We start from the raw sequence: 20,651 nt of genomic DNA on the forward strand, positions 1-20,651 counted from the left end.
CAAGGATATTTTAGTGCACTTTTATACGATTTTCCCGCCGAACTGCAACAGCGGGGCTTTCAGGCCGGGCTTATGGCTCCACAAAGGCAAGAACTCCGATCAGTCCGGGGCCGGTGTTCACGGCAAGGGAGGCGTTAATCTGGTTAAAGTAGATCAGCTCTCCCTGAGGGATCCGCTCTCTGATCATCTCAACCGTCCTCTTTCCCTCCTCTTCGTCATCTCCGTGAAGGACTGCCAGCCAGCACTTCCTGTCCCCAACTCTCTTCGCGATTTCATCAATAACTCTCTGCTTCCCTTTTCTGGCGCCACGGATTTTCGCCACGGTATAATACACTCCGTCCGGATCACAGGCGATGATTGGCTTCATATGAAGCACATTGGCGATCATGAAGGCGACATTCCCGATTCGTCCGCCCTTTTTCAGGTAATCAAGAGTGTCCATATAGAACATCAGATGAGAGTCCTCACGTTTCTCCTCCATCCTTCTGCAGATTTCGTCAAACGGAACTCCTTCCTTTACCAGTTTTGCCGCATACACCGCATATACACCGCTTCCGAAAGAGATATCCTTTGTATTGTATACATAGGTTGTCAATCCCTCCACCTCACCGGCGACCGCCTGCACATTGTTGACCGTCCCGCTCAGATGATCGGAGATATTCACCGAAATGCAGTGTGTATATCCTTCCTCTCTCAGCTTCTCCAGGAAATCCAGGATCTCCCCCGGAGACGGCATGGAAGTCGTCGGGATTTCATCCGGAAAACGCTCATAAATGGTCTTCGGATCAATGTCCACACCATCCTCGTACTCCCTCTCCGGATAAATCACATGAACAGGCAGAACCCGGATGTTGTACTTCTCCTGTAAATTCCTGCCGACATCACAACAAGAATCCGCCATTACAATAATCTTCTCCTGCATAAATCACTCCCTGCAGCCGCCCCGCGGCCGCGAAACGAGACCCTCGCACCACCCTCCGTGCAAAAGTATCCTGTTGACTCAATACCAGTTCTGTCCCTATCATAGTTTCTCAAATACCCGTTGTCAAGTTTTTCAAAAACCGCACACGCGGTTCACTTGACTCACACAATAGAATAAAATATACTGTATAAAGCCGTCGTCAAGCAGGCAGTTTTGGGCATGCGAAGCATGCACAGAAAGCTGCATGCTTGAACGACGCTAACATGTATGAGCATGGAGCGGTGCGAAGCAACGCGAGAATGCTCATACATGTGCAGCTGCGAGAGTTGCGAAGCAACGGAGCAGCTGGCTTTATACGAAGTCCAGTCGCAATGTTCTTGGCCCATGGGGAGCTTGCTCACCAATGGGCAAGAATATTAGCGACGACAACAGGTATGAGCATGAAGCGGTGCGAAGCACCGCGAGAATGCTCATACCTGTGGCAGCTGCGAGAGTTGCGAAGCAACGGAGCAGCTGGCTTTATACGATAAGTCCAGTCGCACTTATATTCAGTTCCGGGAGATGAAACAGATGCCAACCACACGCGAAGAACAGATTGCAGAAAGTCTGAACAATTTTCAGATGCCTGCTTATACGCAGATTCCGAACGTCGGACTCTATCTGAAGCAGGTGGTCGCATATATCAATGATTATCTGGATCCAATCCGCGATGATCCGCTGACCGTATCCATGGTCAGCAACTATGTAAAGCATAAACTGATACCGAATCCGATTCACAAGATGTATTACCGCGAGCAGATTGCCCTTCTTTTCTTTATCGCGGTTACCAAATGCGTTCTCTCGCTGGAGGAAATCCGTTTTCTTCTTGCGATTCAGGAGAAGGATTATGACACGGAATACTCCTACGAGCAGTTCCGCAGGAAGATGGAGGAGGCTCTGCACCACATGACCGGGGCAGAGGACAGAATTCCACCTGCATCAACCGATGACTCCGAGGGGCACATTCTGCTTCGCAATACAGTCATCACGATTTCCCACAAGATCTACATGGACCGCTACTTTTACTACGCCCAGCTGGCGGAAAATGGAGAAGACAAGGCTGACAGTGAGATAAAGGATGCCGAATGAAGGACACAGAATAAAGAACCCCACAAATAACATAGAATAAATCACACAGAATAAAGGACGCAGCAAAAGATCCCGTATCTTCGGATGAAAATTCCATCATCCGCTGATACGGGATCTTTTCCATATTAAAATCTCTTTCTTGCCCTTTGTCAGTCGTCCTGCGCTCCCGGATCATCCTGAAGAGCGTCATATCCATGCTCCCCGGTACGAATCTTTACGACATCCTCGACATCGTACAGGAAAATCTTTCCGTCTCCGTATCTGCCGGTATACAATACCTTCTGAACGGTATCAATCAGTTCCTCAGAGGATACTTTGCAGATGACCACATCCAGCTTGATCTTCGGGAGAAGTCTCGTCTCCACCGGTACGCCGCGGAAATAGGTCGAATGTCCCTTCTGCATGCCGTGACCAAAGACGTTGGTAACCGTCATTCCGGTGATGCCAATATTTTCCAGTGCATCCTCCAGCTCCGCGAACCGTGTCTGGTTGGCCACAATGGACACCTTCGTGATCTTCGCGCCGGCTCTCTCCACTCTTGTGACCGGAACAGCCTCCTGAACACTTGCCTCCGCACCTGCCGCCTTCTTCATCTCCGCCGGTGTGCTTCCGCCGATAGTAGCCGCAATCTTTCCGCTTCCGTACTTTCTCTCATCGTCATCATCAATCTCCGTGTTGAAGGCAGTAGCTGTCGCCGGAGCGAAATCCGGATACGCAATGTTTCCATGCTCGCCGATATCCAGACCCTGAAGCTCTTCCTCCTTCGTGACACGAATTCCAATGGTGTGCTTCAGAATCTGCCACACCGCAAACGATGCAAAAAAGCTGAAGGCTCCGACTGCAACGATGCCGAGGAGCTCTACTCCGAGCAGATGGAATCCGCCGCCGTAGAACAATCCGTTTTCTGTAGAAAGAGTTGTGACTCCCTTGCAGGAGAACAGGCCAACCGCCACCGTTCCGAGAACGCCGTTGCACAGATGAACCGCGCACGCGCCGACCGGATCATCGATATGAAGCTTATCGAAAAATCCGACCGCAAATACCACGATGACTCCGGCGATCGCGCCGATGATCATGGACGCTCCAACCGTTACATACGCGCAGCTTGCGGTAATTCCTACAAGTCCCGCCAGGCATCCGTTAACCGTCATGCCGAGATCCGGCTTGCCGATTACGATCCATGCTGTGATCGTGGATGTCAGAACCGCCATGATGGCGGATGAGTTTGTGGTCATAAGGATGTGCATGACATCTGAGGGATTCTGGAAGGTCATGGTAGAGCCCGGGTTGAAGCCGAACCATCCAAGCCAGAGAACGAAAAGTCCGATAACCGCCAGAGACATGTTGTGTCCGGGGATTGCCCTCGGTTTGCCATTTTTGTCATATTTTCCGATACGGGGTCCGAGGATCAGAGCTCCGCTCAGCGCTGACCAGCCTCCGAGAGAATGCACCACGGTGTCACCGGCGAAATCCTTGAAGCCGATCTGCGCAAGCCAGCCGCCGCCCCAGATCCAGTGTCCGATGATCGGATAGATCAGCAGTGTCAGGATAAAGGAAAAAATAATGAAGGACACATATTTGACTCTCTCTGCCACGGCGCCGGATACGATCGTCGCTGCTGTTCCGCAGAATACAAGCTCGAAGAAGAACTTGCCCCAGAATGGAACCGCGCTGGTCAGCGTATTGTCATAAAACGAAAGGTCCGCGTTTCCGAGAACCCAGAGATGCGAGGTTCCGACAAACCCGCCGGTTCCCCCGAACATCAGGCCCCATCCCAGAAGAATAAAGCCCAGAGACGAAATCGCGAAGACGATAAAGTTCTTTGACAGAATGTTTACCGTGTTCTTGGATCTGGCGAAGCCAGCCTCAACGGAAGCAAACCCAAGATTCATGAAGAATACGAGGATCGCCGCCAGAAAAACCCATAAAGTGTCTGTAATACTGTAATCCATATGTTCTCCTCCCGAAATCGAATACAGAACGAATGATATAAGTCCTCCGGGCTGCTCCGCCGCTTCGCAGCCTGCATGCCCGGACTTATACAACGAGATAAAACACGCTGTGCGAGTTATATCTCGCTATCGCGACGATCGCCACACACGAATACTTCGCATTCTGCTGCGGCTCACTGTTCGCGTAAAAAAAGAGAGATACCGACAAATCGGTACCTCTCTGTACATGGTCACATTATAAGCATGTTACCCCAGATTGAAAATGCTTAATTTGAAGTAGGCAGCTCTTATTTCTGCTGTTGATGTCCTTTTTTGCGTATTTTTGCTTTTTCTTACTTATCTTTGCGGCTCTCTCCGTGACCGGTATGCGTACGCGGAGATTTCCTTCCTGCGCTCTTCCGCGATGTGCCTCGATCTATCGAATTCACGCCCTTCGCTCTGCCTTCTGCTGGAGCCGATGCCTTCGTCCCGCCTTCTGCCTGACCTGACGCTTTCGTCCTGCCGCCTGCCGGATCTGCAGTCTTTGCTCCGCTGCCCGAAGAGCCTGCCCTGCCGGCTTGTCCGGCTTTTTTCTCGTCCGGATCCAGCGCCGGCATCACCTCCTGATAAAGCCTTGCGGAATACGGAGCGAGAATCACCGGCACGGCTCCGTTCTTTTTTCTCACACGGATCAGCTTCTCCAGCTTATCTTCCGGCGTCGCGCCGTTATAGATGCAATCATCCGAGTCAATCAGCAGATGAAGATTCTCATCGCCTGTGGGCCTGTAATAATAGGTCTGCTCCCTGTCGGAGAAGTTGAAAAAGCACAGAATCCCCTCGGTGTCGGACGTTCTCCGGTACACATAGACGCTCTGACTGGTGTCATCCGCCTCGATCCACTGAAACCCGAGACGGTCATAGTCCTTCTGCCAGAAGGCGGAATGCTTCATATAGATCTCATTCATATCAACCGTCAGTCTGTGGTACGCGTCATGAATCGGGTACTTCGTCAGGAACCAGTCCTGTTCCCGCTTCTCGTCCCATTCACGGAGCTGTCCGATCTCATTGCCCATGAAGTTGAGCTTTTTGCCAGGATGGGTCATCATATACAGATACAGCGCTCTTCCCTGCGGGAACTTGTCCGCGTAATCGCCTGCCATCTTCTGCATGATGGTTGCTTTTCCGTGAACCACCTCATCATGCGACAGGGGAAGCAGATATTTTTCATTATAAAAGTACTGCATGGAAAAGGTCAGCTTATGGTACTCTGCGGAACGGTTCTGCGGCGGGGTGCGGAAATAATTCAGGGTGTCGTTCATCCACCCCATGTCCCACTTGTAGTCAAATCCGAGTCCTCCCTCCGACACGGGCTTTGTAACGCCCGGATAGGCAGAAGAATCCTCCGCGATCAGAAGGACATTCCCGTCAAGTTTCTTTAATCCGCGGTTCATATTCTGCAGGAAAGTGATCGCATTCTCGTCTCTGCCGAGATTTTCGTCCCCCTGCCAGTAGATCAGATTTCCCACCGCGTCGAAGCGAAGTCCGTCAAAATGGAAATCCGCGAGCCAGTATTCACTTGCGGAATTCAGAAAGCTCCGGACATCACCTCTGGAATGGTTGAAGTTGCAGCTGCCCCATTCGCTGGTGCTTTTATCGGCAAACGCATGCTCATACAGCGGTGTTCCGTCATACTTCCACAGACCATAATCATTCACCGCGAAATGCACGGTGATGACATCCAGAATCACACCGATCCCGTGCTGATGGCAGGTGTCGATCAACCGCTTCAGTCCGTCCGGATTGCCATACCTTGATGTCGCGCTGAAAAATCCCAGCGACTGGTAGCCCCAGGATTCGTCGGCGGGATACTCGTTCAGCGGCATGATCTCCAGATAGTTATAATGGTTTTCCAGCAGATAGGGGATGATCTGGCCCACAATCTCATCGTATGTGTACCACCCGTCGGAGACATCGATGCCAATCCCCTGCGCTTTCGCCTCATCCAGCTCCCTCGCGTGGATCTCCGGATCGTCCTTCCTCCTCCAGGAACCCATATGCATCTCATAGATATTCAGCGGTTCCTTTGTGCGGTCTCTTCTGGTCCACATCCAGTCCTCGTCATGGAATTCATAGCCCTTCCGGTCATAGATTACAGACGCCGTTCCCGGTCTCTTCTCCGAAAAAAAAGCATACGGATCGGCATGGTCCATGAAGTTCCCGTCCGGGCCATAGATCCGGAACTTATACATCTGTCCCGGCTTGGCGTTATCCACCTCAGCCTCCCAGAACTGCCCGTTTTCCACCTTCTGCATCGGCGTATCCGTCCATCCGTTGAACTCGCCGATCACGGAAACCGCATCGGCATTCGGCGCATAGGTGCGGAATACCACGTTCTTCTTCCCGCACTGGGCGCCCAGGTACTCAAAGGCCTTAAATTCCTCTCCGTTGTAGAAATCCTGTAAATCCATTGTTTATCCCTCTCTCACATATGCAGCACATTGACCAGCATGATCCAGGAAAGTCCGTAGTACGTTACAACTCCGACAAGGTCCGTGAGCGTTGTGATCAGCGGACCGGAAGCAACCGCCGGATCCACCCCGACCTGATTGAAAAAGATCGGAACCGCTGTTCCTACAAAGCTTGAAATCAGCATTGCCAGAAGCAGAGACAGACCGATACAGGCCGAGATCGCAAATGCCGTAGTCGGCGGCATGCGCCGCGCCGCCATGATATACAGTCCGATCGCAGCAAACGAAACCATACACAGAATAAAGCCGTTGGAAAATCCCACGGTCATTTCCTTTCCAACCAGATGAAGCTTCTGCTTTCCGGTCAGATGCTCGTCCATGAGGACACGAATGGTAACGGCAAGCGACTGTGTTCCCACATTACCGGACATATCCAGAATCATAGACTGGAAAGCCATGATCAGGGTGAGCTTCTGGACGACTGTCTCGAAAAGACCGACGACCGTAGACACGCCGATCCCCATAAACATGAGAAGCACCAGCCAGGGAAGACGTTTCCTGACGCTGAGCTTCACCGGCTCCTCCAGATCCTCCTCCGCGGACAAACCGCCGAGCTTTGCGTAATCCTCACCCATCTCGTCATCGACAACCTCTACTACATCCTGCGAGGTGATGACACCCAGGATGCGGTTGTCGTCCGACAGAACCGGTATGGACTCCTCGGAATAGTCCTTGATCTTTTCCAGACAGTCTTCTATTTTTTCGTCGGCATACACATACGGATATGCCGTAGCCGTGATATCCTCCAGACTCGTTCCGTTCCTCGCGATGATCAGATCCTTCAAATCAACGGCTCCGTAGTACACACCATCGTCATCCAGCACATAGATCACGGAGATGTTGTCGTTCTCTGCCGCCTGCTCAATCAGCGAGCTCATCGCCTCCTTGATGGACAGACTGCAGTTCAGTGTGACAAAATTGGTGGTCATACGGCTCGCAATCGTGTCTTCATCGTAGGAAGCCAGCACCTGAATCGACTCTCTCGACTCCGGATCCATCAGCTCCAGCCAGGCTCTTTTCTGCTGTGAATCGCTGTTCTTCAGAATATCCGCTGCCGTCGCCGGCTCCATCTCCTCCAGAACCGTAGCCGCCCTCTTCGGATCCATCTCATTCAGATATTCCTCGGCATCCTCATCGGTATATTCCAGCATCTCCGCCAGATCCTCTGTACGCATGATGCGGTACAGCGACAGCCGTTCTCTTTTATCCAGCTCCGGAAGAACCGTCGCGATATCGTTCGCGTGATAATCCTGCAGCCTGTCCCGGATCACTCTCGGAGAATTCTTGCTGCGGATGACATCCAGAATTTCCTTCTCATATCCGGTAGCAGTCATCTCTGTCTTCTTTTCCTCTCTGCTCATTTCCTCTCCTTTCCTTACCCGCAGCCCCTCTCACACGCGATCTCATGCACAGTTACTCTCACGCACATCGTCCTCACGCGTCACCTGTCATGCGCGATCCTTCTCATGCGCAGTTGCTCTCACGCGCATCGTCCTCACGCGCCGCCTGTCATGCGCGATCTCACGCACCGTTGCTCTCGCGCACGCTCGTACCGGCGAAGCGTTTCACCCGATGTTCCTAACGCAATCCCCGGAGACCTTCCGTTCGACAGCAATGTTCCTGCAACAGGGGCCCTGAAAGAAATTGGAATTGAAATCCGTGCTCTGACTCAGCCGACACTCCAATCAGGTCTAGGCTCCGATTCAGCCGTCATTCAGACAATTCCACTGATACATTTTCTCTGCGCTGCGGTTTTGTATGAAATTAAATGTCTTTTTGGATGTATACGAAAATGAATTGCAGATCAGAAATGAAGACTCAAAAAAACAGAGGATATGAAAAGCACAAAAAAGAAAGAACAGCTTCCGGCTGCCCGTTGTGACTTGCATTCCTCAAGATCTGCAATTCCTTCGGTATGTGATAAGGACTTCGGCCTTCACCATCACAGCCTTCCATCTGCTCCACCTCTTTTCTTTGTTAACCCGCCAGACCCACAGCTTTTCCCTTTTATTAGAAAAGCCAAACCATCCATCGGATAGATTTTATAAAAAATTTATCAATCGCATTAACTGTAACACCTGCCATTTTGTTTGTAAAGTCCGTTCTGACACAATTGCAGCCGTTCCGGCTCGAAAATGGAATTTAGATTCTATCCCATTTAGGTTATGTTTTTGATATGATTTGGTTCTTATTGACTTCAGTTATCCTGCCTCTACAAGGTATACGAACTGATGTTATCAGGCAGCTCAGCGTATTACTTAGCGACTCTCTTGTTTGGGACAAATTCGATTCGAAGAGTCGCATTTACCGCCTCTGCAATACGATTCAACAATGCCAGACTGGGATTACGGGTGCCATTTTCCAGACGACTGATATCCGCCTGACTGATTCCGGTTTTCTTAGACAGCTCTTCCTGGGTCAGTCCCGCTTCTTTTCTCGCCTGGATCAGGGACATAGTAATATCTCTTTCCGGCTGAAGTGCTTCATATTCTTTCTTAAACTCAGCATCCTGCATTAATTCATTGGTCAATTCCTGTAAATCACTCATCGTATGTCCTCCTTCCCGGCCATATAAATTGCTCTTCTTTGCTTTGCTAGCAAAATTTCGCTGCGCGGCGTCTTCTGCTGTTTTTTCACAAATCCATTTGTGGCAATAATTATCTCATCTTCGTCGAAAAAATAAAGAATCCTCACAATGTTGCTTCCCGACACAGAACGCAGTTCAAAAATATCGTCTTCCAGGAATTTGCTCAGCGGAGCTCTGGCTTCATTGCCAAGCATTTCCAACCGGTGCAAATCCGACACTACTTTTGCTTTCATTTTTGTGTCTAATGAACGAATGAACTCACCTACGGGCTTACTTCCATCTTCTTCACGATAGAAATTAACGCTAAACAAACCTCCCCCTCCTTTATGCTATATATAGCATAAAATATTGTCTGTATTCCTGTCAACCATAATCTGGTTATTGTGAAAAAATCAATCTAGCGTTCAGCCGCAATTGTTTCAACGCAATCACAATCGTTTCTCGCAAAATCGCAGACAATCAAAGGCCGCAATTGTCAGGCTCAGAGACAGACAAATCCCGCCTGGCCCTCTAAGCGCCTGGCGGGATCGCAAAACCTATGATTTATTTGAACAATCGTTTCAGATGCTCCACGAATTTCCGGTAAAGATAATCCGACGGTATGTCTCAAAGGTAAGCCATTTCGCGTTGAACTCCTGACGGTCCATGTTCTTCCGGTCTTTCAGGAAGTTTTCAAAATCCTTCTGACTTGTGATTCCTACCGCGAATCCGTTCGCATTCACCGCAGGAAGTCCGGTGTATCTGTAATTCTCGATAGCGCCGACCTCAGCCACTCTGTCGTCGCGGATCTGCACGTACGCGCCGGAATCCACAGCCAGAATGTCAAAATAGTTCGGGTACTCGTAGCTTTCGCCCTTGACCGGGAAGGAATCTCCAACCTCGTATTCCTTCTCCTCGACGCCCACATTCTCGATTGCGTCGTGCTTCTCGTTGAAGAAGAATTCGTCGAATACGTTCACTCTTGCGGTGATATCTCCGCCGGAGATTCTGACGCCGGTATCTTCCTCATTCACAAGTTTTTCCACAACGCCGCAGGCTGCCGTCATATTGCTGATCCGGTCGATCAGGATCAGCTCGCCCATGGTCTTGTGGTTGCGGAACAAATCCACCGGGATCGCCTCATCCAGAACAATCTCACAGAGCGCGATCTCATTTTTCTCCAGCGTGTCCGCCTTCACCTGCTCGCCGCTGTTGATATCTGTCTTGTACAGAATCCTGCGGATAAAACCGCCGATTTTCTTTGTTCCGAGTTTGACGAAGAAATCCTCTCCGTCCGCCAGCCTTGCGTCATCCATCCACAGAAGGGTCGCGTCAAAGACCTTGGATACGGCAATCTTGCTGTCCTTCTCCAGCACACAGCCTCTGGAAATATCGATTTCCCGGTTCAGGCAGATGGTCACCGGACGGCCCTTGTCTGCGGATTCAGCGTCCTTGTCTCCGATCAGAATGCGCTCCACCTCTGCCTTCTCGCCGGACGGCAGAACCGTAAGCTCGTCTCCGATCCGGACAGTTCCCGCCTCGATCTGTCCCTGAAATCCCCGGAAGGTATGATCCGGACGATTGACACGCTGAACCGGCATGTAGAAACCCTCTTCGTGTCCCTTCTCGGTCACATCGACATTCTCCAGATATTCGAGAATCGCCGGTCCTTCATACCAAGGCATGTTCGCGGACTTCTTCGTGATGTTGTCGCCCTTCGTGGCGGACACCGGAATGATCTGCACATTGCGGAGGTGAAGCTCATTTGCCAGCACATGGATCTGTTCGGTGATCTCGTCAAAGCGCTCCCTGCTGTAATTGGCGAGATCCATTTTGTTGACAGCGAATACAAAATAGTGAATTCCCATCAGCGCGCAGATTCTCGCGTGACGGCGCGTCTGCACCAGAACTCCCTGTGTGGCGTCAATCAGGATAACGGCGAGATCCGCAAAGGAGGCGCCGACAGCCATGTTCCTTGTATACTCCTCATGTCCCGGCGTGTCCGCAACGATAAAGGAACGTTTATCTGTCGTGAAATAGCGGTATGCCACATCGATGGTGATTCCCTGCTCCCGCTCTGCCATCAGACCGTCGAGAAGAAGGGAGTAGTCAATGTCTCCTCCTGTGGATCCGACCTTGGAGTCCAGGAGAAGAGCCTTCTCCTGATCCGCGTACAGAAGCTTGGAGTCATAGAGAATATGTCCGATCAGTGTGGATTTTCCGTCATCAACGCTGCCGCATGTGATAAATTTCAAAAGATCGCTCATCAGAAGTACCCCTCTCTCTTACGTTTTTCCATACTGGCTTCTCCGCCGTCCTTATCGATGACACGGGTGGTTCTCTCGGATTCTACCGAAGACAGTGTTTCCGCAATGATTTTGTCGAGCGTGTCGGCATCGGACTCGAATCCTCCGGTCAGAGGATAGCATCCGAGCGTACGGAAACGGATTTTCTTCATCATCGGCTTTTCGCCCGGTTTCAGGCGCATGCGGTCATCGTCCACCATGATCAGCTGTCCGTCACGCTCGACGCATGGCCGCACGGCAGCATAATACAACGGCACAATCGGAATATTTTCCCGCTTGATATACTCCCAGATATCTGCCTCCGTCCAGTTTGAGATCGGGAATACACGGATGGATTCTCCCTTTCGGATCTCTGTGTTGTACAGCTTCCACATCTCCGGACGCTGGTTCTTCGGATCCCATGCCTGTGCCTCGTTCCGGAAGGAAAAAATTCTCTCCTTCGCGCGGCTCTTCTCCTCGTCACGGCGTCCGCCGCCGAAGGCTGCGGTGAATCCGTATTTCTTCAGTGCCTGCTTCAGAGCCTGCGTCTTCATAATGTCCGTGTAGGATGACCCGTAATCGAAGGGATTGACTCCCCGCTTCACGCCGTCCTGATTGATGTACTCAATCATGTCGATGCCCAGTCTCTTCGCCGTCTCATCACGGAACTTGATCATTTCCTTGAACTTCCAGGTCGTGTTGACATGGAGGAACGGGAACGGCGGCTTTGCCGGGTAAAAGGCTTTCATTGCCAGGTGAAGCATGACAGAGGAGTCCTTGCCGATGGAATAAAGCATGACCGGTTTCTCACACTCTGCCGCGACCTCGCGGATAATGTAGATGGACTCTGCCTCCAGGGCGTCCAGATGCGAAAGATTACTCATGATATTTCATCCTTTCCTATTATGACTTGGTCGATGTATGCCTTAGTCGGGTTACAACCTGATTGTTTATAAACAGGTCATGCTGCAGCCTGATTTTTTATAACCGGGTCGCGTTGTGACCTGATCTGTATTGCTCAGTATTTGTTGGAATCTGTACTGTCCACGGTGATGGTGCGGATGGGCTTTTCCCGGTGATCCGAATCATAGAACTTCCAGTTCAGAAGCTTTCCTTCCCGCTCCACCTGCATGTAGGCTGAACCTCCGCCGATGTCCTCTCCAAGGAAAAATTCAATGGCCCGGACCGGACATTCCTTTACGCAGGACACGCAGCCCCAGCAGTCCTCCGGATACTGCATCACTGCCTTTTTACCGATGACATCAATCAGGCTTCCGGGACAGACATCGGCACAGCGGCCGCATCCGATGCACCTGTCATTGATTCGAATACTCATCTTGCCGCCTCCTCTCCGAACAGCTGTCTCCATCCGGTTCCTTCCGTGGCTTCTGCTTCAATTCCCGCTTCCGGCCCTTCCGCGACTCCCGCTTCCGGTTCTTCTCCGGTTCCCACGGTGAAATCACGGATTCCGGTCCGGATCGGGTGGAAAATCATCCGAACTCTGCCATCCTCATAGACGGAATTCACAAATTTCAGCCAGTTCTCATCGTCTCTGTCGGGATGGCTCTCATTCTCGGCAAAACAATGCCAGCGGGTCTCCTTTCTGGCGCCGAGGTGCGCAATCAGCACCTTCGCCACGAGAAGTCTCTCCCGCGTCTCGAAATAATGCGCGAGATCCATGGGCCGGTTCACCCGGATCTCCCCGGCTCTCCGGATCAATCCGTCGATCCTCCGGTCCGCCTCCGCAAGAGATTCCTCTGTAAATGCGTAGCTTTCACTGATTCCTCCGGCATAGCGGTCCATCACCTCCTGCATATCTGCCTCAAGCTGCTCCGGGGTATATCCGGATGTTGGCTGCCCGTCGGTATAGTGCGACTCGATTTCCTTCACGGCACTGCGGATCCGGGCGTCTGTGAGTGTATCCCACGCCGGATGTATCACCGTGTTGATGCTGTCCCGGCCTTCTGTCATACCGCCTTCTGTTACTCCGCCTTCTGTTATTCCGCCCTCTGTTATTCCGCCTTCAGCTATTCGGCCTTCTCTAATACTGCCTTCTGCTCTTCCGTCTTCTCTTATACTGTCTTTGGCAAGGTAAAAATCCTTTCCTGCAGTCACCCTCATTTCTTCACCGGGCTTCATCTTCGCCCGGAGAGACTTCAGGTCTCTGAGTATGGACAGCGCTGCCAGTTTTCCCTCCGCGAGAGCTCCGGTCACATATTTCTGCGGACAGCCGCCCGCCACATCTCCGGCAGCGTAGAGTCCCGGAACCGTTGTCCGTCTTCCGTCGTCGATCCAAAAGCCACTCGCGGTATGCCCTCCGACAACATAGGGTTCTGTCCCCTCGATCTCCACGTTCTCTTCATCCGGTCCCTTGCCTCTCGCCACCCACTTCAGCGTCTGTGAAGGAGCCATATTCAGATATGCCTTCTCCAGATCCTCCGTCTGTGATCTGCTGATTCCCTTAGTACGGAGATAACAGGGTCCGCGGCCCTCCTTATTCTCCTCTACCGTTCCCCATACCCTCTGAGAGGTGGTCAGTCCGTATTTATTCTCATACACCTCACCAAGGGCATTGATCTGCTTTGCGCCGACTCCCTGCGCCAGCGTACCGGTTGGCGCGATGGTATCCTTGCAGCGAAGAGCGATAAATCGCATCTCGAAGGTCGTCATTTCCGCACCCGCCCGGATTCCCATCGCATATCCGGCACCGGTATTGAAAGGACTGTACCACATCTTATGTCTGGAAAATCCCGGATTGTTCGGCCGGTAGATGCCGGACGCCCCTCCTGTTGCAATCAGCGTGGCTTCCGCGGAGAAAAAACAGATCACTTCCTCCTTGACACCGTGTCCGAAGGCCCCGGTCACTCTGCCGCTTTTCTCATCCCGGAGAAGATCTACGATATTAATATTGTTGTACACGGAAACATTCGGAAGCTTTCTGACCGCGTCCGCCAGAAGCGGCTTGAAGTTCTCCCCGTTGATCTTGATATTCCGGTTGCCGCGGCTCACGTACTCGCCGTTCTCATCCTTCAGAATCACCAGCCCAAGCTGCTCCATCTTCGCGGTCACCTCATTGAGATTCTCGCTCATGGTCAGCAGCAGATCCTCCCGCGCAATGCCGTGCGCATCCTTCAGCGCGTAGTCCACATAAAATTGTGGCGTGTGCCCTTTCGTAATATACGCGTTCAATGCGTTGACACCCGCAGCGAGACATCCGCTTCTCCGGATATTTGCCTTCTCCGCAATCACAACCCGAAGCTCCGGATTCCGATCCGCCAGAGTAAGCGCGGCATAACAGCCCGCGGTACCGCCTCCGATAATCAGTACATCTGCATTGATTCTTTCAATCTTCATTTGATACTCCTGTGCGTGTGTGCGATTCCATTGTCTGCGATTCTCCTGTTCATATTTTCAATGATTCGATGATCTTGCCTTTTCTCTGTATTGACTTCCGGCTGCTGATTTCAACTTTTTATCTGTTTCGTCTTCCGGCTGCTGATTTCGACTTTTTTACCTGTTTCGTCTTTCTTCTATTGATTTTTTGCCTGTTTCATCGTAGAATCATAGCATAGATTTCCTATCATGTCTATAGGAATTATGTGAAATCATGCAAAAATTAGTGAGGATTATCCATGTCTGCGATACAAACAAAAGCAAAAACCGGAAAGACCGCGGCGAAGAAAAACCGGAAGCATTTTCCGGCCCTGATTTCCTCGCTCTTCAAGATCGGTTTTCTCGGCTTCGGCGGCGGATGCGCCCTGATTCCTGTCATGGAAAAGGAAATTGTCGAGGACGCAAAGCTGGTAACTCAGAAGGAATACGACAAGGATACTCTCGTGGCATGCATCACCCCGGGAGCTCTTCCCATCGAAATCGCCACAGGTCTCGGTCTTTCCGCCTATGGAATCACCGGGATGCTTTCTGCCGCCCTGGCCCTCGCCCTTCCCGGCTCACTTCTGACGGTTCTGATTCTGGCGCTCCTGTCCGGAGCCGATGGCCTGGTCCTGACAGAGATCCAGTGCTTTTCCATCGGTGTCGGTGCTTTTATCAGCTATCTGCTGCTTCTGTACGCCATCAACACCCTGCGGGAATCCCGGAATGCAGCCTCCGGCGACACCAGAAAAACCTTCCTTGTGATGCTTGCCGTGTTTTTTCTGGGATGCGGAAAAACCTTCAGCAATCTCCCCTTTATGAACGGCAGATATCTCTTCGGACTCTCTACCATTCAGATCCTGGGGCTTGCTTTTTTCGTGATCCTCTTCACTGGAGGAAAAAACACGCCGTGGAAAACGGCAGTTTCTGCTATTCTTGTCGCTCTGTACGCACTCAGCGCCGGCCATGCCCACCTCATTCCGGGTGTTGTTCCCCGCAGAATTCTGGTGGCTGCCATGTACTTCTGCGCAGCCGCGGGAATGATTCTCAGCATCCGTAATGACCTGCGCGCGCACCGGGCTTTGCTTTCGGGAAGAAAAAATCTTCTGCATTTTCTAAAGGAAGTCCTTGCCTGGCTTCTGCTTCTGGCTGTCTGCGCACTGCCCGCTCTCCTTCTGACCGAAAAAACGCCTCTCTATCTGATCCGGGGATTTTTTTCTTCTATCATCTCCTTCGGAGGAGGAGACGCTTATCTCTCGGTCGCCGATGGCCTGTTTGTCAACTCCGGGATGGTCACCTACAAGGAATTCTATTCCCTCCTTGTTCCTGTGGCAAATGTACTGCCCGGATCGATTCTCAGCAAAATTCTCACCGGTGTGGGATATTATATCGGCTACAATCTGAACGGTTCACCCGTCCAGGGCATCGCTGTAGCCTTCGCCGGGTTCATCTGCAGCGTCGTTGCCTCCGGCCTTGTATTCTGCCTTGTCTATCACGCCTATAACTCAGTGGAGCACATCACCGTGTTCCAGAAAATCGGCCACTGGATCCGTCCCATCATCGCCGGCCTTCTGCTCAGCGTCATGTGCTCCATGATTCAGACCAGCCTCAGCACCGCCGCCTCCATCGGCATAGCCGTTCTTCCGGTATTTCTCGTAACCTGCGGCATCATCGTTCTGAATCTCTCTCTCATGAAGAAGAAAAGCAACCCTTTCATGATTGCCGCCTCATCCCTCATCGGACTTGTGGCATCCAATCTGCTTCTGTTCCTCGCATAAACCAGGCGGCTATCTGCTTCTGGTCTTCGCATGAGACATGGTTCCGGCTGCCTCTTTTCTTCGCGTGATGCATGGTTCCGGCTTCTCCTCTTCTTCGCGTGATGCATGATTCCGGCTGCTTCTCTTCTTCGCGTGATGCATGATTCCGGCTGCTTCTCTTCTTCGCGTGATGCATGATTCCGGCTGCTTCTCTTCTTCGCGTGAAGCTGCGAACGGATACGCCCGCTTTCCTCAAACAAAAGCAAGTTTACAGGTCCGATTTTCACGTAAAAATCCACAGATGTTTTCCCAAACGAGAAAAACATCTGTGGATTTCTCACATTCTCCAGCTTGATATGATCTCAAGCACAATTCCGTTCTGAAGTTTTTCCTCCGCCTCCGGCACCTCTCCGGGCCCGATCCGCCGGATGCCCGCAGTCATCGTATGTTCCGGCGAATCAAATTCCGTATACATCTCAATGGGATACAGCGACATCACATTCATCAGGCCGCAGATCTCACCCGCCAGTTCTCTTCCACGGACATAAGCGACCGTTCCACGGGAGGAGGCAGTGTCGATTCTGCACTCCGGCTTGATGCCGTATAATTCCTGATCCTCCGGGCTCCCGTTACAGTCTCGAAACAGACAGGCACTGAAGACGACCTTTTCATCGGTCCCGCACCAGTACTCTGGAATATCCTCCTCGGTCAGCCTCACCGCTCGATATTCAACCGATGCGTCCCGCGACGCCCGATATAAATCCCATGCTTTTGCCGGAAGCAGTTGATGAGACCGCAGAAACTCACCAATCGCACCTGCTTTCTCCTCGGAATCCATCAAAGCTACCGGGCAGCATCCGAGAATATCCCCGTTGGTGTCACGGAGCGCAGCGTAGAGACGATATACTTCATTCTCCCGCTCGTCATTCTCCCAGGTTTCCTCATTCAAACGCCTAAGCTTCGCGTTCAGCTTCCGGATCGCACGGGGAATATTGTTATCCTGAAGAACAGACTCCCGGATAAATTCCCGGTAATCATGCCCTGTTTTTTCAAATCCCGAAAGCGGACGATAACCGATCACATACTGCCGCACCTCCGAATAGGAATCCTCCGAGATCCAGGCACTGTAAGACCGCGCCAAATCCGCTTCCCGAATGCTTTCCTCAACGGTGATAACATAATCTCCATACATAAAATAGTGATTTTCTACCCTTACTCCGACCTTGTCCAGTGAGATCTCCTCCAGACCATCGTAGCTTCCATGTCTCTTCCCGTATTGACACAGTGCATGCCTGCATCCCCAAAAATCATCCATCGCCCGTTCCTCTCAGCTTCTTCTTCATCATTCCCCGGAGTGGAAGCCCCGTAAACTCAACAGTTAGTTACGCCTGTCACCCGGAAGATCCGCTCAGCAGACTCTGCAAGCCGCGCGTGTAGCCCGGAAGATCCGCTCAACAGGCTGTATATTCGCGCATCACTTCAGGAAAATACCTGCTGTCCCTGATATCGGATCTGATCTTACTATACATTTTATCTGTCGATTTCTCAACCTCAACCCCTTCAACCGGCAGCATGACTGCGGAAGCGAAATCAAGGCACCAAAATCAACATTGCCCCGAATACTGGAAGGCTCCACTTTGCGGGTCTCTCAAATTGAAATGGATTAAGTTTATATTTTCTTTAGACAGCCACCACATTTTAATCACAACTTCCACGTATATTTTTACTCAGATAGTTGATTAACCACTCACTATCTCCCCCTCATTTAAAAAAGAAAAGGAGAATGTCCCACGCGGCATTCTCCTTTTCTTTTTTATTCTGTGTTTATTCTGTTTTTCCTGTGTTATCTTCTGGTTTTTCTGTGCTATGTTCTGTTTTTATTTTCTCACATTTTGCTCTGTCTCGTGACGCAATTCTCCGCCTTACTTCTGCTTCAGAAATTCTTCTTATGACTCCGCATCCTTCAGCTTCAGCATCGTCTTTGGCGCGCGGAGCTTCCGGATCGCTTTTGCCTCGATCTGACGCACCCGTTCTCTTGTGACGCCCAGCTGCTTTCCGATTTCATCCAGCGTCTGCACCTCATTGCCGTCCAGGCCGAACCTGCGCTTAATGACATATTGTTCCCGATCGGACAAAGTACCTACGATTTCATCCAGACGATTGTAGATGTCCGACTGCACGACGGCATCCTCCACGGAAAGATGATCATCACCGGTCACCATATCCCCCAGTTCCGTCTCGCCATCGTCGCCGACCGGATTGTTCAGAGAAGGCATTGTGAAAAAATCCTGCTTCAGAGACAGATAGTACGCCGCCTTTTCCTCCGGAATTTTCATTTCCTTTGCAACCATTGCCCTGCGCTTGTCCGGATCATCCACGCCTTCCTGAGAGAGCCTGCTGTCGATCGCGGATGCCTTCGACACTGCCGAGAACACATGCACCGGAATCCGGACCGAAAATCCCGATTCCATGATTCCCCGGACGATCGACTGGCGTATCCAGAAGGTCGCGTAAGTGCTGAAGGACGCGCCCTTCTCCGGATCGTACTTCTCCGCCGCATGCAGAAGGCCTGTAAGCCCCATGTTCTCAATGTCCTCAAAATCCAGGTCATTCCCGTAATACTTGTGATACGACCAGGCGTATTTGTCTACCAGTTTTCTGTTCTTCTCACAGAGCTCCTCCTGGGCAGACACATCACCCTTCTGAATTCTGCGGCACAGCTCCGTGTTCTCCCGGTTCATCTTCTCCAGACTCTCCGTCAGCTGCTTTTCTTCCTTTTGATTATCCGTGAAATCCCTGTCCTCTCCCATATCCTTTACTCCCTGATTTCGTCCCACATATCCTGTCGGCTTTCTTCATATCTGCCGAAGACAAGCCGAATTCCGCCTTATCTTCGGACTCTGTTCTCTGTTACTGCTCCACCTGGCAATGAACGCTTTCTTGCGTGAAATGGATATATTCTCCTTCTGAATAGATTCATTCTCTTTCTGAATAGATTTATCCTCCTTCTGAATAGATTTATTCTCTGCTTATTATTATAAACCCATACTTTTATTATCGCCCTGCGTTTTTATTATCATTCTGTGCTTTTAATTATAACCCCATATTCCCCGCGAACGAGAGACATAAAAATGCAGCAGAGATATTTTTTTCCTCTGCTGCATCTGTTTATTATCCGCCGAAACTTGTATACGCTGTGGTTCTGATACCTGCGACCGGTCAGCCTCCCGGCTGATCATCCGGTGCACGGACAGAATACACAGCCAGAATTCCATCGGCTGTTATTCAATTGCAATTGTCTTCTTCTCCGGAACTGCCTTCTTCTCTTCCTTTTTCGGGACTGTAATTCTCAGAACACCGTTCTCGAATTTTGCTCCGATGTCCTCTTCCTTGACGCCTTCACCTACATAGAAGCTTCTCGCCATACTGCCTGCGTAACGCTCCTGTCTGATCAGCTTGCCTTCTTTATCTTTCTCTTCCTTGCCGAGACCCTTCTGAGCGGCAATGTTCAGATAGCCATCATTGAGTGTCAGCGCAATATCTTCTTTCTTACATCCCGGAAGATCTACGTCCAGTTCATAATGATCCTTCTGATCCTTAATATCTGTCTTCATGAGATTTTTTGCATGACGCCCGAACACCGGATTTCTTTTTCCGAAGAATTCATCATCAAAATCATCCATCATATCTTCCATATCCTCTCCGAACAAACTTGGTAAATACATCATAAGTCATACCTCCTTTTACCATAAAAGCATGTCCGGATGTCGTCTCAAGCACCCTGCATGTAATTTCTGAGCTTTCTGTAATGCTCTTTTCATTGTTCGATTCGCTCCGGGTCTCTGTATCCGCGGCCCTTCAGCTCATCTTATGTAACCCTTTCTTGTTACGATTATGTAATAGCACCATTTGTTAGCCATGTCAAGTGTTGAGTGCTAATTTTTTATTTTTCCTGACCAGACACCGGAAAAGCTCACGGAACCCGGGCTCTTTTCAAACGAGATAAAACACGCTGCGCGAGTTTTATCTCGCTATCGCGACGCTCGCGTAAAATCGAGTAGGAGGCGGTGACTAACCGCCGTCCTCTCACAACACCGTACGTACCGTTCGGTATACGGCGCTTTCAATAGTTGACGTGCACAGACTGATAGGCCGTGGCTAA

General features: G+C 50.9%; 16 protein-coding genes. 2 read left to right on the forward strand and 14 right to left on the reverse strand.

Annotation, left to right across the window (positions count from 1 at the left end; translation table 11 throughout):
- Positions 1-70 precede the first annotated feature (70 nt).
- Positions 71-922 carry a DegV family protein gene (locus ACTNDI_RS11530; protein ID WP_441101127.1) on the reverse strand — a complete coding sequence of 284 codons (852 nt, stop codon included), beginning with the start codon at positions 920-922 and terminating at the stop codon, positions 71-73.
- Positions 923-1,492: 570 nt separating this feature from the next.
- On the opposite strand from ACTNDI_RS11530, the gene ACTNDI_RS11535 reads away from it, so the two are divergent.
- The gene (locus ACTNDI_RS11535; protein ID WP_441101128.1) at positions 1,493-2,050 is read left to right on the forward strand and encodes a DUF1836 domain-containing protein; all 558 of its coding nucleotides are present in this window, start codon (positions 1,493-1,495) and stop codon (positions 2,048-2,050) included.
- Positions 2,051-2,199: 149 nt separating this feature from the next.
- Here the strand turns inward: ACTNDI_RS11535 and ACTNDI_RS11540 are convergent, their stop codons facing one another.
- The 9 genes from ACTNDI_RS11540 to ACTNDI_RS11580 all read right to left on the reverse strand — a co-directional run bounded on the left by ACTNDI_RS11540 (position 2,200) and on the right by ACTNDI_RS11580 (position 14,714).
- The gene (locus tag ACTNDI_RS11540; RefSeq protein WP_441101129.1) at positions 2,200-4,002 is read right to left on the reverse strand and encodes an ammonium transporter; all 1,803 of its coding nucleotides are present in this window, start codon (positions 4,000-4,002) and stop codon (positions 2,200-2,202) included.
- Positions 4,003-4,334: 332 nt separating this feature from the next.
- The gene (glgB, locus tag ACTNDI_RS11545) at positions 4,335-6,449 is read right to left on the reverse strand and encodes a 1,4-alpha-glucan branching protein GlgB (protein WP_441101130.1); all 2,115 of its coding nucleotides are present in this window, start codon (positions 6,447-6,449) and stop codon (positions 4,335-4,337) included.
- Between the two features lie 14 nt (positions 6,450-6,463).
- Positions 6,464-7,870, reverse strand: coding sequence for a magnesium transporter (gene mgtE / locus ACTNDI_RS11550; protein ID WP_441101131.1), 1,407 nt, complete (start codon positions 7,868-7,870; stop codon positions 6,464-6,466).
- A gap of 893 nt (positions 7,871-8,763) precedes the next feature.
- Entirely contained in the window at positions 8,764-9,057 is a 294-nt protein-coding gene (locus tag ACTNDI_RS11555; protein WP_441101132.1) for a helix-turn-helix domain-containing protein, read from the reverse strand.
- Complete coding sequence (locus ACTNDI_RS11560) at positions 9,054-9,407, reverse strand: type II toxin-antitoxin system RelE/ParE family toxin (RefSeq protein WP_441101133.1); 354 nt, start codon at positions 9,405-9,407, stop codon at positions 9,054-9,056. Before ACTNDI_RS11560 ends, ACTNDI_RS11555 begins: the two co-directional genes overlap by 4 nt.
- Before the next feature lie 249 nt (positions 9,408-9,656).
- Positions 9,657-11,342 carry a sulfate adenylyltransferase subunit 1 gene (locus ACTNDI_RS11565; RefSeq protein ID WP_441101134.1) on the reverse strand — a complete coding sequence of 562 codons (1,686 nt, stop codon included), beginning with the start codon at positions 11,340-11,342 and terminating at the stop codon, positions 9,657-9,659.
- Positions 11,342-12,244 (reverse strand): sulfate adenylyltransferase subunit CysD, encoded by a 903-nt coding sequence (gene cysD, locus ACTNDI_RS11570; protein ID WP_441101135.1) that lies wholly within the window; start codon positions 12,242-12,244, stop codon positions 11,342-11,344. The genes ACTNDI_RS11565 and cysD overlap by 1 nt, the downstream gene beginning before the upstream one ends.
- 134 nt (positions 12,245-12,378) lie before the next feature.
- Positions 12,379-12,696: a 4Fe-4S dicluster domain-containing protein gene (locus ACTNDI_RS11575; protein WP_441101136.1), complete on the reverse strand. Its 318-nt coding sequence runs from the start codon at positions 12,694-12,696 to the stop codon at positions 12,379-12,381.
- Positions 12,693-14,714 (reverse strand): adenylyl-sulfate reductase subunit alpha, encoded by a 2,022-nt coding sequence (locus tag ACTNDI_RS11580; protein ID WP_441101137.1) that lies wholly within the window; start codon positions 14,712-14,714, stop codon positions 12,693-12,695. The genes ACTNDI_RS11575 and ACTNDI_RS11580 overlap by 4 nt, the downstream gene beginning before the upstream one ends.
- A 278-nt stretch (positions 14,715-14,992) precedes the next feature.
- On the opposite strand from ACTNDI_RS11580, the gene ACTNDI_RS11585 reads away from it, so the two are divergent.
- Entirely contained in the window at positions 14,993-16,510 is a 1,518-nt protein-coding gene (locus ACTNDI_RS11585) for a chromate transporter (RefSeq protein WP_441101138.1), read from the forward strand.
- Positions 16,511-16,519: 9 nt separating this feature from the next.
- Here the strand turns inward: ACTNDI_RS11585 and ACTNDI_RS11590 are convergent, their stop codons facing one another.
- From ACTNDI_RS11590 to ACTNDI_RS11605, 4 genes are all read right to left on the reverse strand, one after another.
- Positions 16,520-16,651 carry a hypothetical protein gene (locus tag ACTNDI_RS11590; RefSeq protein ID WP_441101139.1) on the reverse strand — a complete coding sequence of 44 codons (132 nt, stop codon included), beginning with the start codon at positions 16,649-16,651 and terminating at the stop codon, positions 16,520-16,522.
- Between the two features lie 175 nt (positions 16,652-16,826).
- Positions 16,827-17,804 (reverse strand): hypothetical protein, encoded by a 978-nt coding sequence (locus tag ACTNDI_RS11595; protein ID WP_441101140.1) that lies wholly within the window; start codon positions 17,802-17,804, stop codon positions 16,827-16,829.
- 631 nt (positions 17,805-18,435) lie between these two features.
- Positions 18,436-19,299: a sigma-70 family RNA polymerase sigma factor gene (locus ACTNDI_RS11600; RefSeq protein WP_441101141.1), complete on the reverse strand. Its 864-nt coding sequence runs from the start codon at positions 19,297-19,299 to the stop codon at positions 18,436-18,438.
- A gap of 471 nt (positions 19,300-19,770) precedes the next feature.
- Positions 19,771-20,214 carry an Hsp20/alpha crystallin family protein gene (locus ACTNDI_RS11605; RefSeq protein WP_441101142.1) on the reverse strand — a complete coding sequence of 148 codons (444 nt, stop codon included), beginning with the start codon at positions 20,212-20,214 and terminating at the stop codon, positions 19,771-19,773.
- Between the last annotated feature and the right edge of the window lie 437 nt (positions 20,215-20,651).

Source organism: Bilifractor sp. HCP3S3_D3, from assembly GCF_052063915.1.
Classification (GTDB): Bacteria; Bacillota; Clostridia; order Lachnospirales; family Lachnospiraceae; genus Bilifractor.

Coding starts and splice junctions, on each gene's coding strand:
- ACTNDI_RS11530 (WP_441101127.1), bottom strand. CDS start 922: ATGCAGGAGAAGATTATTGTAATGGCGGATTCTTGTTGTGATGTCGGC.
- ACTNDI_RS11535 (WP_441101128.1), top strand. CDS start 1,493: ATGCCAACCACACGCGAAGAACAGATTGCAGAAAGTCTGAACAATTTT.
- ACTNDI_RS11540 (WP_441101129.1), bottom strand. CDS start 4,002: ATGGATTACAGTATTACAGACACTTTATGGGTTTTTCTGGCGGCGATC.
- glgB (WP_441101130.1), bottom strand. CDS start 6,449: ATGGATTTACAGGATTTCTACAACGGAGAGGAATTTAAGGCCTTTGAG.
- mgtE (WP_441101131.1), bottom strand. CDS start 7,870: ATGAGCAGAGAGGAAAAGAAGACAGAGATGACTGCTACCGGATATGAG.
- ACTNDI_RS11555 (WP_441101132.1), bottom strand. CDS start 9,057: ATGAGTGATTTACAGGAATTGACCAATGAATTAATGCAGGATGCTGAG.
- ACTNDI_RS11565 (WP_441101134.1), bottom strand. CDS start 11,342: ATGAGCGATCTTTTGAAATTTATCACATGCGGCAGCGTTGATGACGGA.
- cysD (WP_441101135.1), bottom strand. CDS start 12,244: ATGAGTAATCTTTCGCATCTGGACGCCCTGGAGGCAGAGTCCATCTAC.
- ACTNDI_RS11575 (WP_441101136.1), bottom strand. CDS start 12,696: ATGAGTATTCGAATCAATGACAGGTGCATCGGATGCGGCCGCTGTGCC.
- ACTNDI_RS11580 (WP_441101137.1), bottom strand. CDS start 14,714: ATGAAGATTGAAAGAATCAATGCAGATGTACTGATTATCGGAGGCGGT.
- ACTNDI_RS11585 (WP_441101138.1), top strand. CDS start 14,993: ATGTCTGCGATACAAACAAAAGCAAAAACCGGAAAGACCGCGGCGAAG.
- ACTNDI_RS11590 (WP_441101139.1), bottom strand. CDS start 16,651: ATGCATCACGCGAAGAAGAGAAGCAGCCGGAATCATGCATCACGCGAA.
- ACTNDI_RS11595 (WP_441101140.1), bottom strand. CDS start 17,804: ATGGATGATTTTTGGGGATGCAGGCATGCACTGTGTCAATACGGGAAG.
- ACTNDI_RS11600 (WP_441101141.1), bottom strand. CDS start 19,299: ATGGGAGAGGACAGGGATTTCACGGATAATCAAAAGGAAGAAAAGCAG.
- ACTNDI_RS11605 (WP_441101142.1), bottom strand. CDS start 20,214: ATGTATTTACCAAGTTTGTTCGGAGAGGATATGGAAGATATGATGGAT.